This window comes from [Ruminococcus] torques ATCC 27756, assembly GCF_000153925.1.
In the GTDB taxonomy this organism is placed as follows: domain Bacteria; phylum Bacillota; class Clostridia; order Lachnospirales; family Lachnospiraceae; genus Mediterraneibacter; species Mediterraneibacter torques.
The window spans coordinates 43644-66515 of record NZ_DS264345.1 but is presented as its reverse complement, the minus strand read 5'-3'; the positions used below and the strand labels follow the sequence as shown (position 1 = coordinate 66515).

Below are 22872 nucleotides of genomic sequence, written 5' to 3'. Positions count from 1 at the left end.
CTCTTTATACCGACTCTGTTTTCTATCCACAGATTATCATAAAATACCGGAAGAGTCACTACTCTCCCGGCATTATTTACATATCCGTTACATTTATAAATTTTCAGGATACCCCCCCCCGGGTTTTTCGGGCATTTCCTTTGATTTCGGTAAATACAAGTCTGCTTTAAAGAGATCTGCCTCTGTCGAAATCTTCAAAGAACCGTGCTGCAATTCGGCAAAGCTCTTTGCAATCGCCAGACCAAGTCCCGATCCTTCGGTGTTTCTTGCCGAATCTCCGCGGACAAACCGATCCGTAATCTCATCTGCGTTAAAGTTCAATTCTGCCGCAGAAACATTCTTCATTGTAATATGCACTCCGTCTTCCGTCTCTGTCATATCAATATAAACTCTCGTATGAGGCATTGCATACTTCGTGATATTCACGATAAGATTCTCAAAAATCCGATATGTTTTCTCACTGTCAAGCCACATGACAACTTTTTGTTCCGGAATCTTTGTTCTGAATTCCAAATTCGCCGCTTTGATTTTTTCAACATTTTCCAGCTCAACCTGCTTAAATAATCCTACGATATCAACTTTCATAAAATGCATAACGACACTTTTGCTTGCCGCCTTGCTGATCTCGAATAAATCTTCGATCAACACTTTCAAACGAAGAGACTTTCTTTCCAGAACGCTGATATATTCTTTTCTCTTTTCTTCGTCTTTCTCATTTTTCAACAGATCTGTATATGTGATGATCGCTGTCAGCGGCGTCCTAAGATCATGGGAGACGTTCGTGACGAGTTCTGTCTTCATCCGCTCGTTTTTCACTTCTTCATCTACTGCTTTTTTAAATCCTTTTTGAATCCGCTTTAATTCTTCCTGGATCGGATTGAACAGACCGACATCGCCTTCGATCGGAATATCCAAATGACCTTCTGCAAGCTGATTCGTTGACTTGAGCAAAAGAGCATATTTTTCAGAAAGATCCTGCGTATATTTTTTCAAAAACATAAACAGCATCACCGAATAAACGATCAACGCGACCGTACCGTACCACCAAAAAAGACATACGACAAACAGAATCGCAAAGTTGATCAGCACTACGCGAAGGATCGTCCGGTTCGTTTTATCCTGAAAATCAAGATGAAGCAAAGCGTCATACTGCCGGGCAAAAAAGTTTCTGATCTTTCTCCCGATACTTTTCACTTTCTTTTGTATCTTTCCTCCGCTTTCTTCTCCTTTATTCTTCATCTTTCTTAACATCTTTGCCGTCAGCGTCCTTTCCGTCCAATACGCTTTCTTCATGCGGAACATTGCCCGAAGCGATGTAACGCACCAGAAAAGTATCCCGAACATAAACATCCAAAGCAGGAAATTCGCCACAAGCAAAGCCGGCTCGAATCCTGCCGGAAGAGATCTTCCTTTCACCGTATGATAAACAACATAAGCCATTATATCAAAACCGCCGAAAGCGAAAAATAAAGCTCCCGCACCTGCCACTTCAAAGGATGCACGGAATACTTTCATCTCGCTTAAGTCGAGACATTTTACAAACGGCATAAGAATCGCCGCCGCGATCAGCAGCACGCTCAACATTTCAAGCGTATCTCTGAAAGCCGTTGTATAGCTGATATTGTAATACTCGAGATATTCTCCGTTTTCCGAAGCAATGATATTCCCATAAGCTTCCAGATTTTCTTCTGTTATCCCGTAAATGAACGTAACATCCGTAAGCGTTGTAATGCTTGATATCTGCCCGTAAGACTCGACGCTTTCAACCTCGTTAATATAGATCGATTCCATATTGTATGCCTCTTCTGCTCCGAATGCCGTTCCGCCGATCTGGATATCCTCCAAATCTCCGTTTTCGGAAAAAATATATTTCACACGGAAGGCATACTCTTTTCCGTCTTCATGCAGCTTCTCCTGTTCTTCTTCCGGCAGATCAGAAGCTATCACCTCATCTTTACTGTCGATCAGCTCATAATCTAAATATTTTTCTGCCAGATCAAACCTTTGCTGTCCGTAAAGAGAAAGTACTTCCGCCGGATCAGTGTCCCGTACATACCGATTATAAAGAAGATAATTGCCTTCCGCCAGCGTATTCGCCATATCCGCCGCCGTTTCTCCCGATCGGGAGCCCTCCTCCTGCACCGATTCTATCTGCCGTCTGATCGTTCCGTATTGCAGCATCATAACTGCGGAACTTGCCGCCAAAAGCAAGATCAGAATAAGAATTCCAAATTTACGGCTGTTTTTCGATTTTGTATCCAACGCCCCACACCACCTTCAAATATTTTGGATTTTTCGGGTCGATCTCGATCTTCTCCCGAATATTTCTTACATGCACCATAATCGTATCTGTATTGATCGCTTTTTCCTGCCAAACCCGCTCATAAATCTCTTCTGCCGAAAAAACTCTTCCCGGATTCTTGGCAAGCAATAAAAGGATCTTGTACTCGATCGGCGTCAGCTTCACAGGATTTCCGTCCATAGACACTTCTACCATATCTTCATTGATCTCAAGCCCGCCGATCACATGCGTATTTTCCTGAGGTGCTAATTTTTCAAGAAACTTCCGGTATCTTCGTAACTGGGAATTCACTCGCGCCATCAGTTCCATCGGAGTAAACGGTTTCGTCACATAATCATCCGCCCCGATATTAAGACCTGTGATCTTATCGACCTCCTCGGATTTGGCAGATAACATGATAACCGGAAAATCGTATTTCTCCCTTAGTTTCATCGTCATGCGTATCCCGTCCATACGCGGCATCATAATATCTATGATCGCCAGATGGATCTCCTCTTTTTCAAGTATTTCTAAACCTTCAATTCCATCTGCTGCCTGAAATACGACATACCCCTGACTTTGCAGATAGATCTGTACGCCTTCCCTGATTTCCTTATCATCCTCTACGATCAAAACATGATTGATTTCCATTGCTTATGCCCTCTCCTTTTCCGTCATTCCCCGTATTTTTTATCCTATCTCTTCTTTTTGCAAAAGAGAAATGTTTATATTGTCTGCGCAACATATATTTCTTCCGACGCTGCATCTGCATTGACCGGAAGATTCGGAATCGCCTTCTTCTGAACGATCCCATAATCTTTTACCGCAACGTCCACTGTTGTAAACGGAAGCGGAATTACATATTTATCCCATCTGCGAGTCAGCCTGATACATGAAGAATAAGAAAGGCTGATGCCTACAAATGCTTCTTCTGCATGTTCCGACAAGTAAAATGCCAGTTTTTTCGGCTCGTGCCGCGGACCGAGCGGTCCGTCTAACGCAACGGCGATCGAATGTGCCTTCTCATAAGAATCGCGGACGATGTTTTTTAACGCCCCGAACGCCTTATACCCGTCAGGAACGCGAAGCGCGTTTCCGCCGCATCGCTTTATCATATGTTCAATATAATTTCCCCGTGTATCGGCTGTAACAATCACATCTACAGGTGTTGTCTTATCCGCCAGACGCTCAAGCACGAGATTCATAAAAAAGCTGTCCTCATGCCAAAATCCGAATATCTGACTTTCACCGTATTCATTTTCTTCATGCCAGTTTATTTTTACTGTCTTTTCAAGCAATGTGAGATATTTTGTGAACAGCCATCGCAGCGCCTTCTCCGTGAGCTTCTCCGTTTTCATAAGAATATTCTCCTTTTCCGTCTTTTTGCCGATCCATTGCTTTTCCGCAGATACATTGATTGTAGAGCATCTCTTCATATAAGGCAAGTGTGTCGGAACGATAATTTTGTGCTTCTTTCAAAGCCGCTTTTTTCATTTTAAACCGGTTCTCCGGCTGTGCTGCTTCGATGACTTTCTCCGCCCACCTGCTTTCCTCTTCTTCTGTCAAAAATCCGTTTACTCCGTCTTTGACAATATCGTCCGATCCGACCGCGTGAACCGCAACTACCGGAGTTCCTGCTGCCATCGCTTCTGCCAGAACGATTCCCTGTGTCTCTGATTTTGATGCAAATAAAAACAGATCTGCCGCATGTACATAATGTTTTACATCTTCATTCTTCACGTTTCCTACAAAAGTCACAAGATTTCCGATCCCTAAAAGAGCGGCTTTCGTTTTTAATTCTCCCTTCTGACTTCCGTCTCCAAGTATCATCACATGAAAGTCATCCCCGGCTTCTTCTTTGATCTTCGCGATTCCCCGAAGGATAAATTCATAATTTTTCTCTTTCTCAAGTCTGGATACAGTGACAAATAAATGTTTTTTATCTCCCTTATACGTCTTCCTGATCTCTTTTGCCTTCTGCTCATCCATCGCAAAAAACGACTTTTCAAGTCCGGTCGGAAATACGGCGGATCTGCTTCTCATACCATATTCCCACAATATCTTCTGCATTCCTGCCGACGGAGCAAGTACGAGATCGCACTGATTTGCAAACCAGCTCATATAAGTTGGTATGATCTTTGTCCTGATCAGTCCGATCGCCTTCTTTTTTAATACAAAGCTCTTCTCATCAACTCGCAGTCCCGGTATATAGTGCAGATAATCTTCATATCTCGTATGATATGTATAGATAAGCGGCAGTCTGTATTTTCGTTTCAGATAGAGAGCGCACGGTCCTACGAACATCGGATGATGTACATGGATACAGTCAAATTCGTCTCTTTCAAATGCTTCCATGATCTCAGACGGATAAAAACTCGGATATACCATCCCATTATCCATCTTACGTTTCTGCGTTCCGTAGCGTACAACCTGCTCGGGAGCAGAAACATCGGCTGCCAGAACTGCCTCTCTTTCTTCTTGTGTTTCCCCGTACATCGGTGCAAACACCGTTACCTGATGCCCTAATTTTATCAATTCTTCTGCCTGACGCTCTACCGAGATCGGCACTCCTCCTACAAATGGTCTGTAATTGTTTGTCAACATTGCGATTCTCATGTCTTTTCCCCCTTGTCTGAATTCTCTCGCCTTATTTTTAATAACTTTTTCGGATAACAATTATTAAATAAACTCTCATTTTTCAAATGATATAAAAAATTATGTGAAAAATTATGCATAAATTTATGTAAAGAAATTGATCGCCGCATCTCCGAAGAAATATCCCGCGCCTACAAACGCCAGATTCCACAGGAAGATTCCGCATGCGGAGCTAACCGTATATTTTGTAAAATTCATTTTTACCATTCCTGCCGGAATAGAGATCAGCGTGCGCACCATCGGAAGAAGCTTGCTTACAAATACCCCTGTTCCTCCTTTTTCTCTTAAAAACGCCATTTTTTCTTCAATCACCGGCCGATGTTTCGGGAATTTCTTAAAATAAAATTCCATCACCTTCCCGCCGCCGAATCTTCCGAGAAGATACAGCGCCCAGCTTCCGGTAAGTCCCGCAAATACAGTCAGAACCATGACCATAGGAAAACTTATTTCACCTTTCGCCGCCCATATTCCCGCCAGCGGCATAATAACTCCTGCCGGAAATCCGGGGAGATTCAAATATTCTAAAAGCACGATCAAATAAATAAAAAATGCTCCGTATCGTAAAAAATAATCGGTAAGTTCAGATATGCTCATAAAAAAATCAGCCTCCTTTAACTATCTACAGGATATCCTGTAAATCTAAAGGGGGCTGACATAAGATTCAAAAGAAATTCTAAAGATTTTTTGAACAAGATTTTGATATTTATTTTTTCTTCGGCATAAGACTCGCTTTAATAACTGCTCCTTCTCCGTATTTTTTATTCAGTTCGTCCATCGCCTTTCTAAGCCGTTTATGTTTTTCGTCCGGCTCTGCTTCCGGTTTCATATCGAAGATCGTCAACTGCTCCGGTTCGTTTTCATCCGACAATTTTGACGTTCTGATTCCCAGCAGACGCACCGGTTCTCCGGTCCACACTTCCCGAAACAGATTGACTGCCGCCTTGCATATTATATCGCTTTCGTTTGACGGCTTTTCCAACTGCATCTGATGAGATAATGTACGAAAATCATAGTATTTAATTTCCGCACTTACCATTCCTGCCTTTTTCCCGGCTTTTTTCAGACGTCTTCCGACGCTTTGAGCCAATTCTTCAAACACCGGACAAACTTCCTCCATTGTCCGTGCATCTTCCCTAAGCGTTGTGGAATTCCCGATCCCTTTCGCTTCTTCCGGCTCAGACTGAACGGTCGACGTACCGATTCCGTTGGCAAACTCCCACAACATCCGTCCATGACTTTTCAAATGAAGTGAGATCAGATCGGGATCTGCCTGCGCCAATGCTCCGATTGTATTAATCTCCAGTTTTTTCAATACCTGCACACTGGATTTTCCTGCCATATACAGATCTTTGATCGGAAGCGGCCACATTTTCACTTCAATCTCTTCCGGAAATAATGTGTGTATCCGGTCCGGCTTTTCAAAATCTGACGCCATTTTCGCCAGTAATTTATTCGTTGAGATTCCGACATTTACCGTAAATCCAAACTTCTTTTTAATCCCTTCCTTAATCTCAAGCGCTCCGTCGATCGGAGAACTGTACCGCGCGGCGATCTTCGTAAAATCCATATAACACTCGTCTACGCTGACCTGCTCTATCTCTTTCGTGAATGTCTTTAAATATTCCATCATCTGTCTGCTCTTCTCGCGGTACATCCGATGATCAGGCGGATACATTACGAGATTCGGACACTTACGAAAGGCATTCGCAACAGGTTCTCCCGTGCGGATGCCATATTTTTTGGCAAAAGTGGATTTTGCGAGAACAACACCGTGCCGGGATGTCTGATCCCCGCCGATAATTGCCGGGATCTCCCGAATATCCACTTTCGCCCCGTTTTTTAATTGTTCTACAGCCGTCCAGCTCAAATAAGCTGAGTTTACATCAATATGAAAGATTATCGGTGTCACTTGCGCCATCCTTTCACACACCGGCTTCATGCAGACTCTTTTCTTCTCGCTTTTTTGCATATCTTACTTATGCTTCCTGTCTTTCCAAGCTGTTTACCCGCTTCACATCTGCTTTCAGTTTGCCGTCTTTCGCATCGATCAGTATCGTGTCTTCTCTTCCGACATTTCCGGCAAGAATCAACCGTGCAGCCAGTGTCTCTACGTTTTTCTGCAGATATCTCTTTAACGGTCTTGCTCCGTACATCGGATCATATCCGCCTTCTACGATACAGTCTTTCGCCGCTTCCGTCAGTTCGATCGTCAGTTCTTTTTCCTCCAGCCGTCTGTTTACATCTGCCACTAACAAGTCAATAATGGCACGAATATTTTCTTTCGTCAATGGTTTAAACATAATGATCTCGTCAAGACGGTTCAAAAATTCCGGTCTGAAGTGAGCTCTTAAATCATTCATCGCCATATCCTGCGCCTCTTTCGAGATCGAACCGTCTTCTTTTATACCGTCTAAAAGATAACCTGCTCCGATATTGGACGTCATGATCAGAATCGTATTTTTGAAATCAACGGTACGGCCCTGAGAATCTGTAATCCTTCCATCGTCAAGCACTTGCAAAAGCACGTTAAATACATCCGGATGCGCCTTCTCTACTTCGTCAAATAATACGACTGAATACGGTTTTCTTCTGACTGCCTCTGTCAGTTGACCGCCTTCGTCATATCCTACATATCCCGGAGGCGCTCCGATCAGTCTCGACACGGAATATTTCTCCATGTATTCGCTCATATCAATCCGCACCATATTATTCTCATCGTCAAACAGGCTCTGCGCCAACGCCTTCGCAAGTTCTGTTTTTCCCACGCCTGTAGGTCCGAGGAAGAGGAACGATCCGATCGGCTTGCTCGGGTCTTTGATTCCGGCTTTGGAACGGATGATCGCCTCTGTTACAAGTTCGACTCCTTCATCCTGACCTATGACTCTTTTATGAAGTTCATCAGCAAGATGAAGTGTTTTGTTTCTTTCGCTTTCATTTAATTTCGCTACGGGAATTCCCGTCCATCTTGAAACAATCCTTGCGATTTCTTCGTCTGTTACCGCTTCATGAACAAGAGACAATTCTTTTTCTCTTACTTTCTCTTCCTCTTCTTCAAGCTGTTTCTGAAGCTGAGGCAGTTCACCATACTGCAGCTGCGCGGCTTTATTCAGATCATACTCTCTTTGCGCTTTGCTGATCTCCTTATTCACATGTTCGATCTCTTCACGAATTTTCTGTACCCGCTCAACAGAATGCTTTTCATTCTCCCACTGTACCTTTTCACCGGCATATTCTTCTTTCAGACCCGCCAGTTCTTCCTGTAAATGTTCCAGACGTTCACGGCTTAATCTGTCTTCTTCTTTTTTCAGCGCCTCTTCTTCAATCTCAAGCTGCATAATCCTTCTTCTTAATTCGTCCAACTCTGTCGGCATCGAATCAAGTTCTGTCTTAATGAGCGCACAAGCTTCATCTACAAGGTCTATCGCTTTGTCCGGCAAAAAACGATCCGAAATATATCTGTTCGACAACATTGCCGCTGCGACAAGAGCGCTGTCTGTAATCTTCACTCCATGAAATACTTCATAACGTTCTTTCAGACCACGCAGAATCGAAATGGCGTCTTCTACTGTAGGCTCGTCAACTAAAACCGGCTGGAAACGGCGTTCCAAAGCCGCATCTTTCTCAATATATTGACGATACTCATCAAGCGTCGTCGCTCCGATACAGTGAAGTTCACCTCTTGCAAGCATCGGTTTCAGCATATTTCCGGCATCCATAGCGCCGTCCGACTTTCCTGCTCCGACGATCGTATGCAGCTCATCGATAAACAGAATAATCTTTCCGTCACTGTTTTTCACTTCTTCAAGAACTGCTTTCAGTCGTTCCTCAAACTCGCCCCGATACTTTGCTCCTGCAACGAGCGCTCCCATATCAAGCGAAAAGATCGTCTTATCTTTCAAACCTTCCGGAACGTCGCCACTGACGATCCGCTGGGCAAGTCCTTCTACAACCGCTGTTTTTCCGACTCCCGGCTCTCCGATAAGCACCGGATTATTTTTCGTCTTACGGGAAAGAATACGGATCACATTTCTGATCTCCTCATCACGGCCGATCACCGGATCAAGTTTTTGATCCCGCGCCCGTTCTACCAGATCCTGTCCGTACTTGTTCAGCGTATCATACGTTGCTTCCGGATGATCGCTTGTCACTCTCTGATTGCCTCTGACAGTAGACAGCGCATGCAAAAATCCTTCCCGGCTGATCCCGAATTCCCGATAAATCTGTTTCATCTCTTTACTTGCATATTTTAACAGGGAAAGGAAAAGGTGTTCTACGGAAACATATTCGTCTCCCATCTGTTTCGCCTCGTCCTCGGCATGGATCAACACATTGTTCAGATCCTGCCCTACGAAAAGCTGACCGCCCTGAACTTTCGGACGCTTTCCGATCGCCTGATCTACCCGGTTTATCAAAAGCTGACCTTGTATATTCATCTTTTCAAACAATTTTAAGATCAGACTGTCATCTTGTGTAAGCAGCGCATACAATAAATGTTCCTGCGCCAATTCCTGATTTCCGTTATCTGCGGCGATCTTCTCACAATTTTGCACCGCCTGAATGGAATTCTGTGTAAATCTGTTTATATTCATGCTAATCCCTCCTTTATTTTCGTGTTCTACTAGGAATATAGCATCTGTTGTTAGCACTGTCAAGGGTTGAGTGCTAATATTTTTGTTATTTTTTTGCAAACCCTTTAAAATCAATGGTTCGCAGTATCTTATTTCTTTTGAAATTGTGATTTTTTCTGTTTTGACACCAATTTGACACCAATTTTTCTTTTTATGGTATCAAGCATTTAACACCATATTATCTAGTCTTATAATCTCATTTTCAATCCTTGTCAGCTACGAACCAAAAGTTGCCATGCTGAGCCACTATATGCCGACCTACTCACCGACTGACGATTAATTTTATATCGACAACGGAATACAGAAAAACGACCGGTACACAAGCACCAGTCGCTATCAGTATGGTCAAAGTATTAAACTTACAAGATAAAATATGAACAAATGGCCAGGATAAAAAATATAGAAGAAATATTTCATTTTCATTCCACGCTCACCATTATACATTGAAATAAACAATAAAGATGTTGCAGCAGTTAAAAAATAAGGGTCAATAAATCCACTTATTGTAAAATTCAATCCACAAATATACATAACTAAAATAGAAGCAGTATATTTTAATGCTGGCATATCATAAAAAAGATAAAATACACTGATTAAGGCTATTCCATAATACCACCCGTCTAAATTGCAAATATATGAAATGTACGCCCCGACTACTATTGCTGCAAAAGAGATTATTACATTTTTGTGGGATCTTTTTATAATTGTTAAGATGATCAACCCTAATAACAGCGTAAATAGCACATTTTGCTGTCCCAAACTGAATAAAGTTCCTGCACAAGCTAAATCATAAACAGGCTCGGAAATAAGTGCAAAAATTCCTAAGTTTAAAATATATTTCTTGAGATTATGTGTATGAAAAAATCCCTCTACTAACAAAAAACAGAAGACAGGGAATGCAATTCTGCCTAAAATATGACAAATATTAACTGTGGACATTAACATATCGAACTGCTCATCTGTAAACATAGAATATGGAGCATGTAGGATAATTCCATTTTTTAACACCACTTGACCAAAATGGTCTATTACCATAAAAATCATTGCCAGTATTTTTAATGTACTTCCCGAAATAATTTTTTTCATTTTATTATGACTGATGATTTCCCGTTAAGATTTACCGTTAATTTTCTATTTTAACATTATAGTTAAGACTTATAATGTCTTCTGTATAATCATCAGCAACGATTTGAATAATATAGGAACCTTTTTCAAAATATAAAGTTTGTAAATCATTCAACTCTTGACCATCTAATTGATAATAAATCTTATTGTCTTTATCTGCAATGGTAATATGAAGTTTACCGTTGTCAACAGTCCCTTTTACTTGTATATCAAGTTTTTCGTCTTTAGGGACTGAAAAATATCCGTTTGCAATATTCATAGACGGTTCTTTTGTTTCATTGCTTTTATAAGTTTCATGCTTTTCCATTGTGAAATCAACTTCTATGCTATCTTGATATTTACTGTATAATCCCCAGATAATAACAGTTCCTAAAAAACATAAAACTAGCAATAGTATAAGATACTTCTTTTTTGCCTTTTTTTCATTATCAATTTTTTTTACAGTCTGAACATCATTTTTTAATAATTCATCAATAGAGATTTTGAAATAATCACTTACTTTTATAATCATCTCTAAATCCGGATAACTTTTACCATTCTCCCAATTAGAAATAGTCTGTCTGGAAACATTAAATAAATTTGCAAAATCATCTTGACTTAAACCATGTTGTTTGCGCAGATTGTTTATTTGTTCTCCTATATTCATTTCAAATCTGTCCTCCTTTCAGACATCATTATCTTATTTTTTCCGTTAGAAATCTATCAAAACTCCTTTACATCTTAGCAAAGTTTCTTTTACAAAGCGAAATATTGCTTTTGATATATACAAATATAGAATAATAAGGTTATTTGACACTATTTCTTGTATATTGACAATTTTTGATGAAATGCGATAAATCCATAAAATCCGTGTATTCCTCCGTCGTTTTAAAAACGACCTTTCCTGCGCTGATCTCCGTTAAGTGCTTAGAGGCGCAGCATATCTTGATGTTTTCCGCTATTTTTGACTGATTAGAGTCTTTATCTTTTCCGGCTTTTTTCCCAACAACAAAGAAACGTTTTCCTTTCGTTTCCCGGTACAAAGCGATCGCCCATTCCGGCATATAACGTCCTGCAGGAGTGGAGATATAAAATTGTTCCGGAAGTTTTACATATACCGCAACCTCTTTTGATGCTTCCAGCCGTTCGATAAATTCCTTTTCTGCGCCGGATCGGTATTTCACATAATCATACAAATGCTTCCCGACTTTCATTGCGTCCACTCCCTGTTTTCCCTGAATCGTCTGCTGTGTAAAAATATCTTTTGTATATTTTTCGTCTGACGTATGATATATGATATTTTCCGAAATCGCTGTTTCTTTCACATTTAAGATCAATCTTTCTGCCTGAGCGATAAATTCTTCCGGACTTTCTTGAAACTGTTGAAAAACAGAACTTTCGACTCTGCTCAATATTTCGATCACTGTTTTCCTTTTCAGCCCTGTCATATCGGCAAGTTTCCCCGCAAGATCATATTTCACGACGCTTTTTGCCGCCTCATTCTTGCCTTTAAATCGCATATCTTGTATATGCAGTTCTCTGTTTAATATTTTCACCGCATCTTCTACTAATTTTTCCGTATCAAAATTTACGGTATATGTCGATTTCAGGCAAATATTTGACCACAATGCGCTGAATTCTTCTCCATTTAGCTTTTCCTGATCGACTTTTAGTTCTACTCGACGGCTTCTTGCATTCTCGGGTATGATTACTTCTATATCGCGACAGACGTCGGCCTTCCGACTCTGTTTACCGAAAACATCTTCTGCAATTTCACTTTGCAGGCCCTTCACAAAACTTTCATAGCTTTCGCTTGCGATCACGGTCAACGTATTCACTCTGTGAACGTCCTGCCCCAGAAAACTTCTGTCCATTCTCTGTCCGTCTCCATTGACACACAGACGAAGCCCTCTTCCGACTTCCTGCCGTTTTCGTACTTCGCTTCCTCCGTTTTTTAACGTACAAATCTGAAATACATTCGGATTATCCCATCCTTCCCGAAGTGCTGAATGAGAAAAAATGAATCGAACAGGAGACTGTTTCGGGTCACACTCCAAAAGCAGTTCTTTATTTTTCATGATCAGATCATAAGCATCCTGATCGTCTGACATCATTTCTTTTCCTTTCCCTTTACTGTCGACTACATGCCCTTTTCTGTCTATTGAAAAATATCCGGCATGAGTTTTTTCGACAGGGATCATTTCTATGTAATCCCGATACTTTTCATCTCCCGGTCCATACTTCATATTCTCTATAATGTTACGGTACTCTTCTTCAAATATGTCCGCATAACTGCCGTTTTGAGGACATCCCGTTTCGTCATACTTTTTATAACGGGCAACTTCATCAATAAAAAACAATGACAAAACTTTAATTCTTCTGCCAAACAACCGGCGTTCCCTGTCTATATGAGACAGGATTGTCTCTCTGATCTGTATTCTGCGAATCTGTTCCTCGTCCACTTTTCCGTTGATATCGCCTGCATATAGTTTCATCCCGTTGACAAACTCAACCGATTCTTCCTGTCTGTTAATCTGTTTTACTTCAAAGCCGCCTTGATATTCTTCCAAACCTCCCGAAATTTCGTATAAGTCGTCGCCGATTCCTACCTTTCGATATTGTTTCCGAATCCCGCTTCCCATTTTAAAATCATACTGTATAACGGCAGCCGCATCAGACTCAGAACAACAGATCCTTTCTACATATATATAGCCGTCTGACGCCATTGTTTTTGTCTCTGCGATTCCTTTTACTTCAATTTTTTTCACAAGGTATTTTCTGTAAGCATCTGCCGCACTAAGGCGATACACCATATTATACAGACTGTCAGCTTTATGCGTTGCAGAATACCGAAGCGTAATAAGAGGGCAAAACTGTTTCATCCTCTCTTTTGTCTGCCTGCCTTCCACCGACTGTGGTTCATCAATAATTATGATCGGATTTGTTCCCGCGATCAAATCGATCGGCTTCCTTCCCTGAAACTCATCAAGATTCATATAAATTCTCCTTGCATCCTTTCCTTTTGCATTGAATGCCTGAGAATTGATGATCATTACATGAACAGAATTATCCGATGCAAACCGGTCGATTTCCGTAAGTCTCTCTGAATTATAAATAAAAAAACGGATCTTCTTTCCATACTCTTTTGCAAAATGTTCTCTCGTTATCTGAAATGTCTTATATACGCCCTCCCGAATCGCGATGCTTGGCACGACGACGAGAAACTTACTCCATCCGTATCGTTTATTTAATTCGTATATCGTCTTAATATAAGTGTACGTTTTCCCAACTCCGGTCTCCATCTCAACCGTCAGATGATATCCGTTTTCCCGCCCTTCCAGCTTTGAAGAAACCGGAATCTGATTCGCCTTTTGTATTTTCCGCAGATTATCTAATATTCTCTCATCGCTTAATTCGGGCACGATCTTCTGATTGCTCCATCCTGAAAAAGTTCCTTTTCTCTCTTCTGACGACGAATTTTTCCCCGATATTTCCCCTGTCATATAAGAAGGCGCCAAATATGGCTGTCCGTCAAAGACATCCGCAACTGCCTTCGCCGCATCAGCCTGAAATTTCTGATATTTAAACTGCAGTTTCATTTTCAACGTCTCCTTTTCTTCTTTTATACTTTTCCTGTCTGCCGGCGATTATATATTTTTACTTTATATTCAAACAAAACGAAATAAGTATCGGCACACAAAATGAACAGATCACTCCGTTTAAAACAGATAACACTACCGTTTCTTCATTTGTATATTTCAGCATTACCGGAAGCGTTGTATCTTCACTTGTCGCTCCCGCAGGTGCAATGCACGTATAATAATTAAAATGTACCGCCAAAAACGGAATAATAAAAAACGAAAAGATCTCTCTCATCAGATTACTCAAAAAAGCGATACTTCCGGCTTCTGCGCTTACCAGCTTGCTGATCGTTGCTCCTGAAAGACTGTACCAGCCTAATCCGCTCGCGATCGCCGTCCCATGACCAACAGGCATTTTAACGATCATAGAACAAATTATTCCTCCCAAAAGAGAGCCTATAATAATTCCGATCGGAATAATAAAAATCTTAATATGATATTCCCGTATTTTCTGCACAATACCGTCATACATTCCGATGCTTATTCCGACGGAGAACATTAATATATATAAAACAATATGGGTATTCTGCGTGATTGCGGAAATGAAACTGCTTTCCACATCAAAATAGCCGTAGACAAGTCCTGATACTAAGGACAATATCGTTAAAAAAACGATCATCTAAACCCCTTCTTTCCTAAAACTTTATTTTTTACAACGGCCTATTTATCTTTCTTCATAAAAACTCTTGTCAGCCAGTAAACCAATCCGATAGAAAGCACGGTCGGTATAAGGAAAAAGAGAAAGCTTGTCAGACCAAGCGATGATAATTCTTCAAAAAAATGATCTTTCTTTCCAAGCATGACTCCCATAGAAAAAATCAAAATAAACGTACAAAACAAAGAAAGATATTCATTTTTCTTTTTCGCCCTGCGCAGGATTGAAACTCTTCCTACTAAAATCCCGATACACATAACAATCAATATATCCATTTCTTAACTCCTCACAATCCGATTTTTCGCACTTATATACTATATCAAAATTTTCCTGTTTCGTCATGTATAAAAGGAAAACAAATACTTCAGGAATCACCGAAAAGCGCCAAAAAGCACATTGTCATCTGCTTGCGTGATTATATCACAGAATCTTATCATCCTCTATGCTATATATTAATAGAACAAACTTTTAGGAGGTCCGTCCACAGCTTAAAACAGGCAGTCTCCCTGCTCTGGACATTTTCGCTCCCGTGGGATTGGGCATACCACGGAACACTATTCCATCCGGGCGTCGCACAGTTTACTTTTGGATTTTACAGTGTCATGCTGACATCTACCGTACTTGGGGTTGCAACAATGATCTTGTTCAAACCGAGAAGCTGGTGCGTTTACTGTCCGATGGGAACAATGACTCAGCTCATCTGTAAGGCGAAAAGTCCAAAACTAAACGATTCAAAATGAGCCCACACGAAAAACCGATTCAAAAAACCGATTTAAAAACTTATTAAAAAACAATTTGAATAATTACGAAAAAAGCGGACAGTTCACTGTTCCGCTTTTTCTGTTCAGATGTTCAGACTTTCTGCTCAGATTTTTCCGTTAAACTTATTCTGTTCCATATTGTCCGCCCATATTGTTTTTGTTTTATTTATTTTGATCTTTCACTACTTCCAAAGCTTTCTCTAACTGGGTGTCTGCTTCGGGATTATTCTCATCGTATTCATACTCTACTTCCACGTCAGGCTCTACGCCTTTGCCGTTGATGCTCCGTCCGTTTGGAGTATAGTATTCTGCGATTGTCATTTTTAAGCATGTTCCGTCTCCAAGATCCATTAACTGCTGAACGACCCCTTTTCCATAAGTCGTCATACCGACGATCTCTCCGATGCCGTAATCCTGCACAGCTCCGCTGAAAATCTCCGACGCGCTGGCGCTGTATTGATTTACAAGTACGGCAAGCGGCTTATCAAATTCATTTGCTCCGTCGCAAGTAACTTCTTCTACATTCCCTTCTTTGTCTTTTGTCGACACGATCACTCCTTCCGGAAGAAGCAGCTTCAGCATATCTGTTACTGTATCAAAATTTCCGCCGGGATTATTACGAAGATCAATTACAAGCCCTTTCATTCCCTGCTTTTCAAGATCTTCCAGCGCCGTTTCAAATTGATGATAAGTTACGCTGTCAAACTCGCTTACAGCGATATAGCCAATCTGATCTTCTTTCATTTCATATGCGACTGTCTGTACTTCGATCTTATCCCTGACAGCCGTCACTTCAACTTCTTTTCCGTCTCTTAGCACATGGAGGACAACCGACGTACCTTTTTCGCCTTTGATCCACGAAACGACTGTATCCAGTTCATATCCCGCCGTCTCATGTTCGTCTACCTTATATAAGATATCGCCTGATTTCAAGCCCGCCTTGTCTGCAGGTGAATCTTCATACACATTGACGATCGTAATCTCATCTGTTCCGAGCTGCTTCGACATCGATGCTCCGATTCCGAAAAATTCACCGTTCGTTGTTTCAAAAAGCTCCTTCGCTTCCTGTTCATCGTAGTATTCTGTATACGGATCTCCCAGCGCGCCTGCATACCCTGAATAAATACCTTCTACAAGGGCATCTTTATCAATCTCATCTTCATACAGATAATACTTCTCTATCAACGCGTTAAGCCTGTCAAGTTTATGTTCCATATCTGATCTTGATGTACTTTCCGTTGCAAAATTGCCTTTGAAAAATACGGCAGATACCACCTTTGCAGCTCCCCATACTCCGGTAATTATAACTGCGCCGATCACGATTCCTACAAGAACGCCAATCCCGAATCTGCTTTTTTTCTTCCCGCTGCCTAAAGAACCTTCATTTGCATCCACGCTGCCCCGACTCATCTTGATTTCATCCGACTCATTTTGATTATTACTAGTTTGATCCATGTTTTTCATTCCCCTGTTTTCGTTCATCCGCAAATTTTCTTACATCACATCGCATTACTTTCCAACGCCCCTCTATCTATTATATAACCGTTTTTATTTCCCATTCGACTTTTATGAAATGTCGCCAAACTTTTTGTCTATACAGAAGAAAGACAAAACAGATCATACTCTGCCTTGTCTCCCCTCTTCTTCCATATACGGGAAATCTCCCATATAGTAAATTTCACTGACTGAATCATTACCCCCGGCTATTCCTATGTATAACCACTTTACATATACAAATCAGGATTTACAGGTACATTATTCAGCTCCACCTGAAAATGAAGATGCGGTCCGGTTGACTGCCCTGTGCTTCCCACATATCCGATCTGCTGACCTTTCTCTACATATTGCCCTGCTCTGACGGCAAGTGCGCTGTGATGCATATATTTTGTCACAAGTCCGTTTCCGTGATTAATAACAACCCAGTTTCCGGCGCTGTAGCTGAATCCGGCGATCACAACCGTTCCTGCCGCAGCCGCATATGTAGGTGTTCCTACAGCCGCAGCATAATCATGTCCTTTATGGCCGCCGACCTCATATGGCCTGATCTCGCCAAAATAACTGGATTGGTACGACATACCCGGACACGGGTGCGTAAAATATCCGTTTCCGCTCACGACGTTTCCGCCCGTTGAAGGAATATAATTATTTCCTGCCTGCTCCTGTTGGATTCTTTCAACTTCTTTTGCCTTTTCCAATGCAGCAGCATTCGCATCGATCTCCGACTGGATATTGCTAAGTTTTTCTTTATTCTCATCGATCATTTTCTGAACTTCCGTCTGCTGACCGACAAGCTTTGTCTGAAGCGTATTCAGTTCCTCATATTCTGCCTGAACCTCTTCTTCTTTCACCTCGATTTCTTCAACCGTATCCTGATACCTTATAAGTTCGTCTCTGTCATACTCTGAGATTTGAGAAATATATTCTGCCTTATTCAGAAAATCTCCCATATTCTTACTCTCGGCAAGAACGGCTACAAACTGAGTATTTCCACTCTCATACATATATTTGATACGAACTTTCATTCTCTCATACTGATCATTCGCATCAATCTGAGCCTGAACAAGTTCATTTTCAACCTGTTCGATCTCCTCTTCTTTTTCTGTCAGTTTCTTCTGCGTTTCTTCCATATCGGCAACGATCCCTTTTAATTTTTCCGTGAGATCTTTCGCCTCTGCCTCAGCCTGTTCTTTTTTGCCTTCAAGCTCGTCCGCTTTATTTTCCGCTTCCTGAACGGTAACAGCCCCTACGTTCATCGTCATTCCGGCACACAGCGCCAACGCAAGAAATAAACTCGCCACCCTCTTCATTCTACACTTCATCGAGTATACCTCCTATACTTTCAGATGTTTGCGCACCGTAAAGAAACTTCCGAGGAAACCGATTCCGATTCCCATTACCACACCGATCGGGAGTAAGATCTGATATACAGTCGACACCGGAAGGAATGTAATAATATTCTCAAGAATACTGAATTTCACCATAATGTACTGAACTGCTTTATCATACAGGAAGTACAGCAGTACAAGCGGAATCGCCGCGCCGAAAATACCAATGATAAGACCTTCGATCACGAACGGAGAACGAACGACAAAGTCTTTCGCTCCGATGTACTTCATGATCGCAATCTCTTCTTTTCGCACGGTAATACCCATCGTAACGGTATTACTGATCAGGAAGATCGAAACTCCGAGAAGGATAATGATAATTGTGATCGAAATAACCGCTACAAGTGTATTTACGCTTGAAAGCATCTTCGCTACTACGTCCGACTTGTTTACTTCTCGTACGCCGTCCAGTTTTTGTGCATAAGAAACAAGTTCTTTCTGCGTCTCCGAAAGAGAACGGCTTCTCGCTGTAAGACTCTTACTGTCTTCCGCTGTTTTCATATATACTTCATAGTTGTCCGAAGATGCCAGCGGGTTATCGTTTTTAAATCCTTCTGCCAGCTCCGGATTGTCTGCAAAATACTGCTTCTGGAATTCTTCCCATGCTTCTTCTGCCGATATGTACTTTACTTCTGCCACATCTTTGCGGGCTTCCAGCGCCTTCCCGATCGCTTTCTTCTCTGAATCTGTAGCGTCTTCTTCAAAGAATACTGTGATCGCAACGCCTTCCTCCGCTGTTTTTATAATATGCTGAAAATTTACAATAATCGAAAAGAATAATCCAAACAAGAAGATACAAGCTGACATTGTCGCAATGGACGCGAGCGAAAACATCTTGTTTCTCCAGATATTCTTAACGCCTTGTTTTCCGACGTATCCAAATGTACTAATCCTCATCTATATACCCACCTTTTTGTTCATCACTGACGATCACACCTTGTTTCATAGTGATCACGCGCTCGTTCATCTCGTTTACAATCTCCTGGTTATGCGTAACGACAAGCACTGTCGTTCCTCTTTCATTCGCCTCTTTCAAAAGGCTCATGATCTCCCATGAGTTCGTTGGATCTAAGTTTCCCGTAGGCTCGTCTGCCAACAAAATAGCGGGTTCGTTTACGATTGCCCTTGCGATTGCAACTCGCTGCTGCTCTCCGCCTGATAATTCCTTCGGAAACGATTTATATTTTTGCGCAAGACCGACCAGCGAAAGCGCCGCAGGCACTTTTTTCTTGATCACTTTTGTCGGCGTTTCCGTCACGCGCAGGGCAAACGCAATATTTTCATAAATGTTTCTGTCTCTCAAAAGACGGAAGTCCTGAAACACAACGCCCAATCCTCTTCTGTATTTCGCGATATTGCGGTGTTTCATACGATTCAGGTTCTGCCCGTTTACTATGATCGTTCCCTCAGTCGGATTCAACTCCTTCATGATCAAACGAATCAGGGTAGACTTTCCCGAGCCGCTGTCTCCGACGATGAAAACGAATTCTCCCCGTTCGATTTTCACAGAGACTCCGTTAAGAGCTGAATTGCCCTTAGAGTACTCTTTCGTCACGTTTCTTAATTCAATCATAAGTTCCTCCTAATTATTTATACTCCTGTAAGATCTAATACTCTAATGATTCCATATATTTCATATATTTTACAACCATAAGCGCGATCTTGAACGTGATCGCATCCTCAAACACACGCAGATCAAGCCCCGTGCTCTTCTGAAGTTTATCCAGTCTGTATACAAGAGTATTTCTGTGAATGTACAACTGCCGGGATGTTTCCGATACATTCAGACTGTTCTCAAAAAATTTATTGATCGTTGTCAATGTCTCCTCATCAAAATCATCCGGCGATTTCCCCTCGAAAATCTCTCTGATAAACATCTTGCACAACGGAATCGGGAGCTGATAGATCAGACGGCCGATACCAAGTGTCGTAAATGCAACAATATCCTTTTCCGCAAAGAAAATTTTCCCTACGTCAAGCGCAAGCTTCGCCTCTTTATAGGACTTGGATACTTCCTTGATGTCGCTGATGATCGTACCGTATGCAATACGGATCTGCTCGTCCTTTGTATCTTCCTTCAGCATGTCGAGCATTTCCTTCGCCATCTTCTCAAGCTCTTTCGCCCCGTCTTTTTCTGTGAGTTCTTTTACTACAATGATATTCTTCTCATCAACCGCAGTAATAAAATCTTTTGATTTTCCGCCAAGAAGATTTCTCACATTCTCAAGCGCGGCATTATCCTTTTCGTGTGATGTCTCAATAATAAAGATAACACGTTTTACCTCCGTGTCAATATGTAATTTTTTAGCACGGTTATAAATGTCTACCAACAGAAGGTTGTCCAGAAGAAGATTTTTAATAAAATTATCTTTGTCGAACCTTTCTTTATAAGCTACCAGCAGACTGTGGATCTGGAATGCCGCAACTTTGCCGAGCATATACGCCGTCTCGCTGTCACCTTCCGCCAGCAGTACGTACTCAAGCCTCTGCTCGTCAAAAATCTTAAAAAACTGACATCCCTGTATTACCTGACTGTCCGCAGGCGATTCTACAAACGAGATTACCGCGCTGTTTCGTTCCTGCGCATTGTCTAATGTAGATGCCAGTTCCTTTCCCTCTGTATCTAATACTGAGAAGTCAACTTTGGAAATTCCTTTCAATCCGTCGATCGTATTCTGAAGTATCTGATTTGAAATCATGCCTGTTCCTCCACTCCTTGGATTTATATCATGTACATTTTTCACAAACTTTAAAAGCGAAAATATTCCTCTTTCTTAGATTCGTATATTATATTAATGCAAAACAGCAAAAAAAGAAAGAGGAAATACATATTTTTTATGCATTTCCTCAGATATTTTACAAAAAATTCATATTTTAATGTCTATACATTGTTCACAAATTCCATATATGGACATTTTTCCCGCTTTTGTCTAGTCTGATTTTTTCTGTTGTTTCCCTACTAACAGATGAAATCGCTTTTTCAGCAGAAACCGGGAGAGCCTTTTGGAAAGCTTTCTCTCGCCATAACTTTTTTCAAGCAGAGTTCCACATCCGAACCACAGTTTTACATTTAAAAGAGCTTGATTTTCCGCGATAAACTTTTCTTGATAAGGAGAAGTCAGTACGGACAAGATACAGTCCGTCTCTGTTCCGTTGATCTCATTGACTACGTCTTCTTCCCGGTTTTCTCCCTCTTTGATCAGCGCGTGTCCCGTCAGAAAAATTCCTTTGTCATAATACTTCATGGCATTTTCCACAGTATTTAGCTTTTCTTCCGATTCGGCAAGCAAAAAAACTCTTTTTCTGTTCTTCTGAAGGTATTTCATAAACATTTTTATAAATGTCTGATTTTCCGCTTCTCTTAGTTTTATCCTGTCGGTTTCCCCTGCCGCTTCGAGAATTTCTGTCTCTCCGGGCAGAATAAGACCAAATCCGGATGTCGATCTTATCCACTCGTCTTCATCCCGCGCGCGCATCAATGCGCTCATAGATAAAACTTCGATAATATCAACCGACTCTCTTTCCAGAAACGCAATCGCTTTTAACATCGCTTCCTTCGCTGTTATGCAGTCCATTTCCGTACTCAAAACATTTATTCTTTCTTTCATACACATCACCTGTCGTCTCCCTCGGATGTATAATTCTATCAAATTTGTCTATCTTTGTAAAGAAATATTCTGCCCGCCGGATCGCTGCTTCTTCTTTCGTGTCACTAATCCTCCGATCCTGCCTGTCTCCTTTGATGTAAGTGATTTCCAGCCTTCCGTCATCACTTTATCGAGAAGCCCTATTTCCTCAGCCACCTCATATTTCAGCTTTTCATCCGGATCAAGATTTGCCGGATCGATCGTCTTTGATTTTTTCCCTGACATACAACTTCCCCTTTCTTCTTTCAAAGGAGTATTGCCCGTTTTAGCAAATCGTATTCATCCGATCTGCTCCGTCAAAGATATCGCTGATCTTACATGTATAATTTTTCCACTCTTCCCTATAAAAATCCAACTGCGCGATTCCCTTTTCGGTCACTTTATAATACCGTCTGTTTCTGCCTTCAAACTGTCGATCATATACTTCCAGACACTCATCTTTCTGAAGCCTTCGCAAAACCGGATACAATGTCGATTCCGATACGTCGATCACTTTTCTTACATCCTGCGTGATCCTGTATCCATATGTTCCCGTTTCTTCCATAGATACGACTGCCAGTACGATCGCATCCAACAGGGCAGCTCCTGTATGAAATACCATCTGTTCCTCCTTTT

Annotated in this window: 20 protein-coding genes and 1 pseudogene; 1 reads left to right on the top strand and 20 read right to left on the bottom strand. The window is 41.4% G+C overall.

Going from position 1 to position 22872, the window contains the following annotated elements; translation table 11 throughout:
- Window positions 1-93: 93 nt before the first annotated feature.
- The 12 genes from RUMTOR_RS01510 to RUMTOR_RS01455 form a co-directional block, all read right to left on the bottom strand.
- Window positions 94-2262, bottom strand: coding sequence for a sensor histidine kinase (locus tag RUMTOR_RS01510; RefSeq protein ID WP_009243344.1), 2169 nt, complete (start codon window positions 2260-2262; stop codon window positions 94-96).
- Window positions 2234-2932 carry a response regulator transcription factor gene (locus RUMTOR_RS01505; RefSeq protein ID WP_004845252.1) on the bottom strand — a complete coding sequence of 233 codons (699 nt, stop codon included), beginning with the start codon at window positions 2930-2932 and terminating at the stop codon, window positions 2234-2236. The genes RUMTOR_RS01510 and RUMTOR_RS01505 overlap by 29 nt, the downstream gene beginning before the upstream one ends.
- 74 nt (window positions 2933-3006) lie before the next feature.
- Complete coding sequence (locus tag RUMTOR_RS01500) at window positions 3007-3639, bottom strand: lysophospholipid acyltransferase family protein (protein ID WP_004845251.1); 633 nt, start codon at window positions 3637-3639, stop codon at window positions 3007-3009.
- Entirely contained in the window at window positions 3572-4897 is a 1326-nt protein-coding gene (locus RUMTOR_RS01495; protein WP_004845250.1) for a glycosyltransferase, read from the bottom strand. The genes RUMTOR_RS01500 and RUMTOR_RS01495 overlap by 68 nt, the downstream gene beginning before the upstream one ends.
- A 123-nt stretch (window positions 4898-5020) precedes the next feature.
- The gene (locus RUMTOR_RS01490) at window positions 5021-5530 is read right to left on the bottom strand and encodes a DedA family protein (RefSeq protein ID WP_004845249.1); all 510 of its coding nucleotides are present in this window, start codon (window positions 5528-5530) and stop codon (window positions 5021-5023) included.
- A 109-nt stretch (window positions 5531-5639) separates the two neighbouring features.
- Entirely contained in the window at window positions 5640-6845 is a 1206-nt protein-coding gene (locus RUMTOR_RS01485) for a Y-family DNA polymerase (protein WP_227077180.1), read from the bottom strand.
- A 67-nt stretch (window positions 6846-6912) separates the two neighbouring features.
- Window positions 6913-9525 carry an ATP-dependent chaperone ClpB gene (gene clpB, locus RUMTOR_RS01480; RefSeq protein WP_004845247.1) on the bottom strand — a complete coding sequence of 871 codons (2613 nt, stop codon included), beginning with the start codon at window positions 9523-9525 and terminating at the stop codon, window positions 6913-6915.
- 384 nt (window positions 9526-9909) lie between these two features.
- Window positions 9910-10650 (bottom strand): TraX family protein, encoded by a 741-nt coding sequence (locus RUMTOR_RS01475; protein WP_004845246.1) that lies wholly within the window; start codon window positions 10648-10650, stop codon window positions 9910-9912.
- Window positions 10651-10687: 37 nt separating this feature from the next.
- Window positions 10688-11335: a helix-turn-helix domain-containing protein gene (locus RUMTOR_RS01470; RefSeq protein ID WP_004845245.1), complete on the bottom strand. Its 648-nt coding sequence runs from the start codon at window positions 11333-11335 to the stop codon at window positions 10688-10690.
- A gap of 139 nt (window positions 11336-11474) precedes the next feature.
- A complete protein-coding gene (locus RUMTOR_RS01465; RefSeq protein ID WP_004845244.1) occupies window positions 11475-14267 on the bottom strand; it encodes a restriction endonuclease in 2793 nt (930 codons plus the stop codon).
- 58 nt (window positions 14268-14325) lie between these two features.
- The gene (locus tag RUMTOR_RS01460; RefSeq protein ID WP_004845243.1) at window positions 14326-14928 is read right to left on the bottom strand and encodes a LysO family transporter; all 603 of its coding nucleotides are present in this window, start codon (window positions 14926-14928) and stop codon (window positions 14326-14328) included.
- A 41-nt stretch (window positions 14929-14969) separates the two neighbouring features.
- Window positions 14970-15239, bottom strand: a complete 270-nt coding sequence (locus tag RUMTOR_RS01455; protein WP_004845242.1) for a hypothetical protein — start codon at window positions 15237-15239, stop codon at window positions 14970-14972.
- A 201-nt stretch (window positions 15240-15440) separates the two neighbouring features.
- Between RUMTOR_RS01455 and RUMTOR_RS13865 the strand changes: the two are divergent.
- Window positions 15441-15704 (top strand): annotated as a pseudogene (locus RUMTOR_RS13865) (4Fe-4S binding protein); the annotation flags it as partial.
- 183 nt (window positions 15705-15887) lie between these two features.
- Here the strand turns inward: RUMTOR_RS13865 and RUMTOR_RS01450 are convergent.
- From RUMTOR_RS01450 to RUMTOR_RS01415, 8 genes are all read right to left on the bottom strand, one after another.
- A complete protein-coding gene (locus RUMTOR_RS01450; RefSeq protein ID WP_009243350.1) occupies window positions 15888-17180 on the bottom strand; it encodes a S41 family peptidase in 1293 nt (430 codons plus the stop codon).
- A gap of 269 nt (window positions 17181-17449) precedes the next feature.
- A complete protein-coding gene (locus RUMTOR_RS01445) occupies window positions 17450-18544 on the bottom strand; it encodes a murein hydrolase activator EnvC family protein (RefSeq protein WP_009243351.1) in 1095 nt (364 codons plus the stop codon).
- A 12-nt stretch (window positions 18545-18556) separates the two neighbouring features.
- Window positions 18557-19507, bottom strand: coding sequence for a permease-like cell division protein FtsX (gene ftsX, locus RUMTOR_RS01440; protein ID WP_004845238.1), 951 nt, complete (start codon window positions 19505-19507; stop codon window positions 18557-18559).
- On the bottom strand, window positions 19497-20183 hold the full coding sequence (gene ftsE, locus RUMTOR_RS01435) for a cell division ATP-binding protein FtsE (protein WP_004845237.1): 687 nt from the start codon (window positions 20181-20183) through the stop codon (window positions 19497-19499). The genes ftsX and ftsE overlap by 11 nt, the downstream gene beginning before the upstream one ends.
- Window positions 20184-20217: 34 nt before the next feature.
- Entirely contained in the window at window positions 20218-21309 is a 1092-nt protein-coding gene (locus tag RUMTOR_RS01430; RefSeq protein ID WP_004845236.1) for a PucR family transcriptional regulator, read from the bottom strand.
- Between the two features lie 231 nt (window positions 21310-21540).
- The gene (locus RUMTOR_RS01425) at window positions 21541-22218 is read right to left on the bottom strand and encodes a WecB/TagA/CpsF family glycosyltransferase (protein ID WP_004845235.1); all 678 of its coding nucleotides are present in this window, start codon (window positions 22216-22218) and stop codon (window positions 21541-21543) included.
- A gap of 48 nt (window positions 22219-22266) precedes the next feature.
- Complete coding sequence (locus RUMTOR_RS01420) at window positions 22267-22482, bottom strand: small, acid-soluble spore protein, alpha/beta type (RefSeq protein ID WP_004845234.1); 216 nt, start codon at window positions 22480-22482, stop codon at window positions 22267-22269.
- Between the two features lie 40 nt (window positions 22483-22522).
- Window positions 22523-22858 (bottom strand): PadR family transcriptional regulator, encoded by a 336-nt coding sequence (locus RUMTOR_RS01415; protein ID WP_009243354.1) that lies wholly within the window; start codon window positions 22856-22858, stop codon window positions 22523-22525.
- Between the last annotated feature and the right edge of the window lie 14 nt (window positions 22859-22872).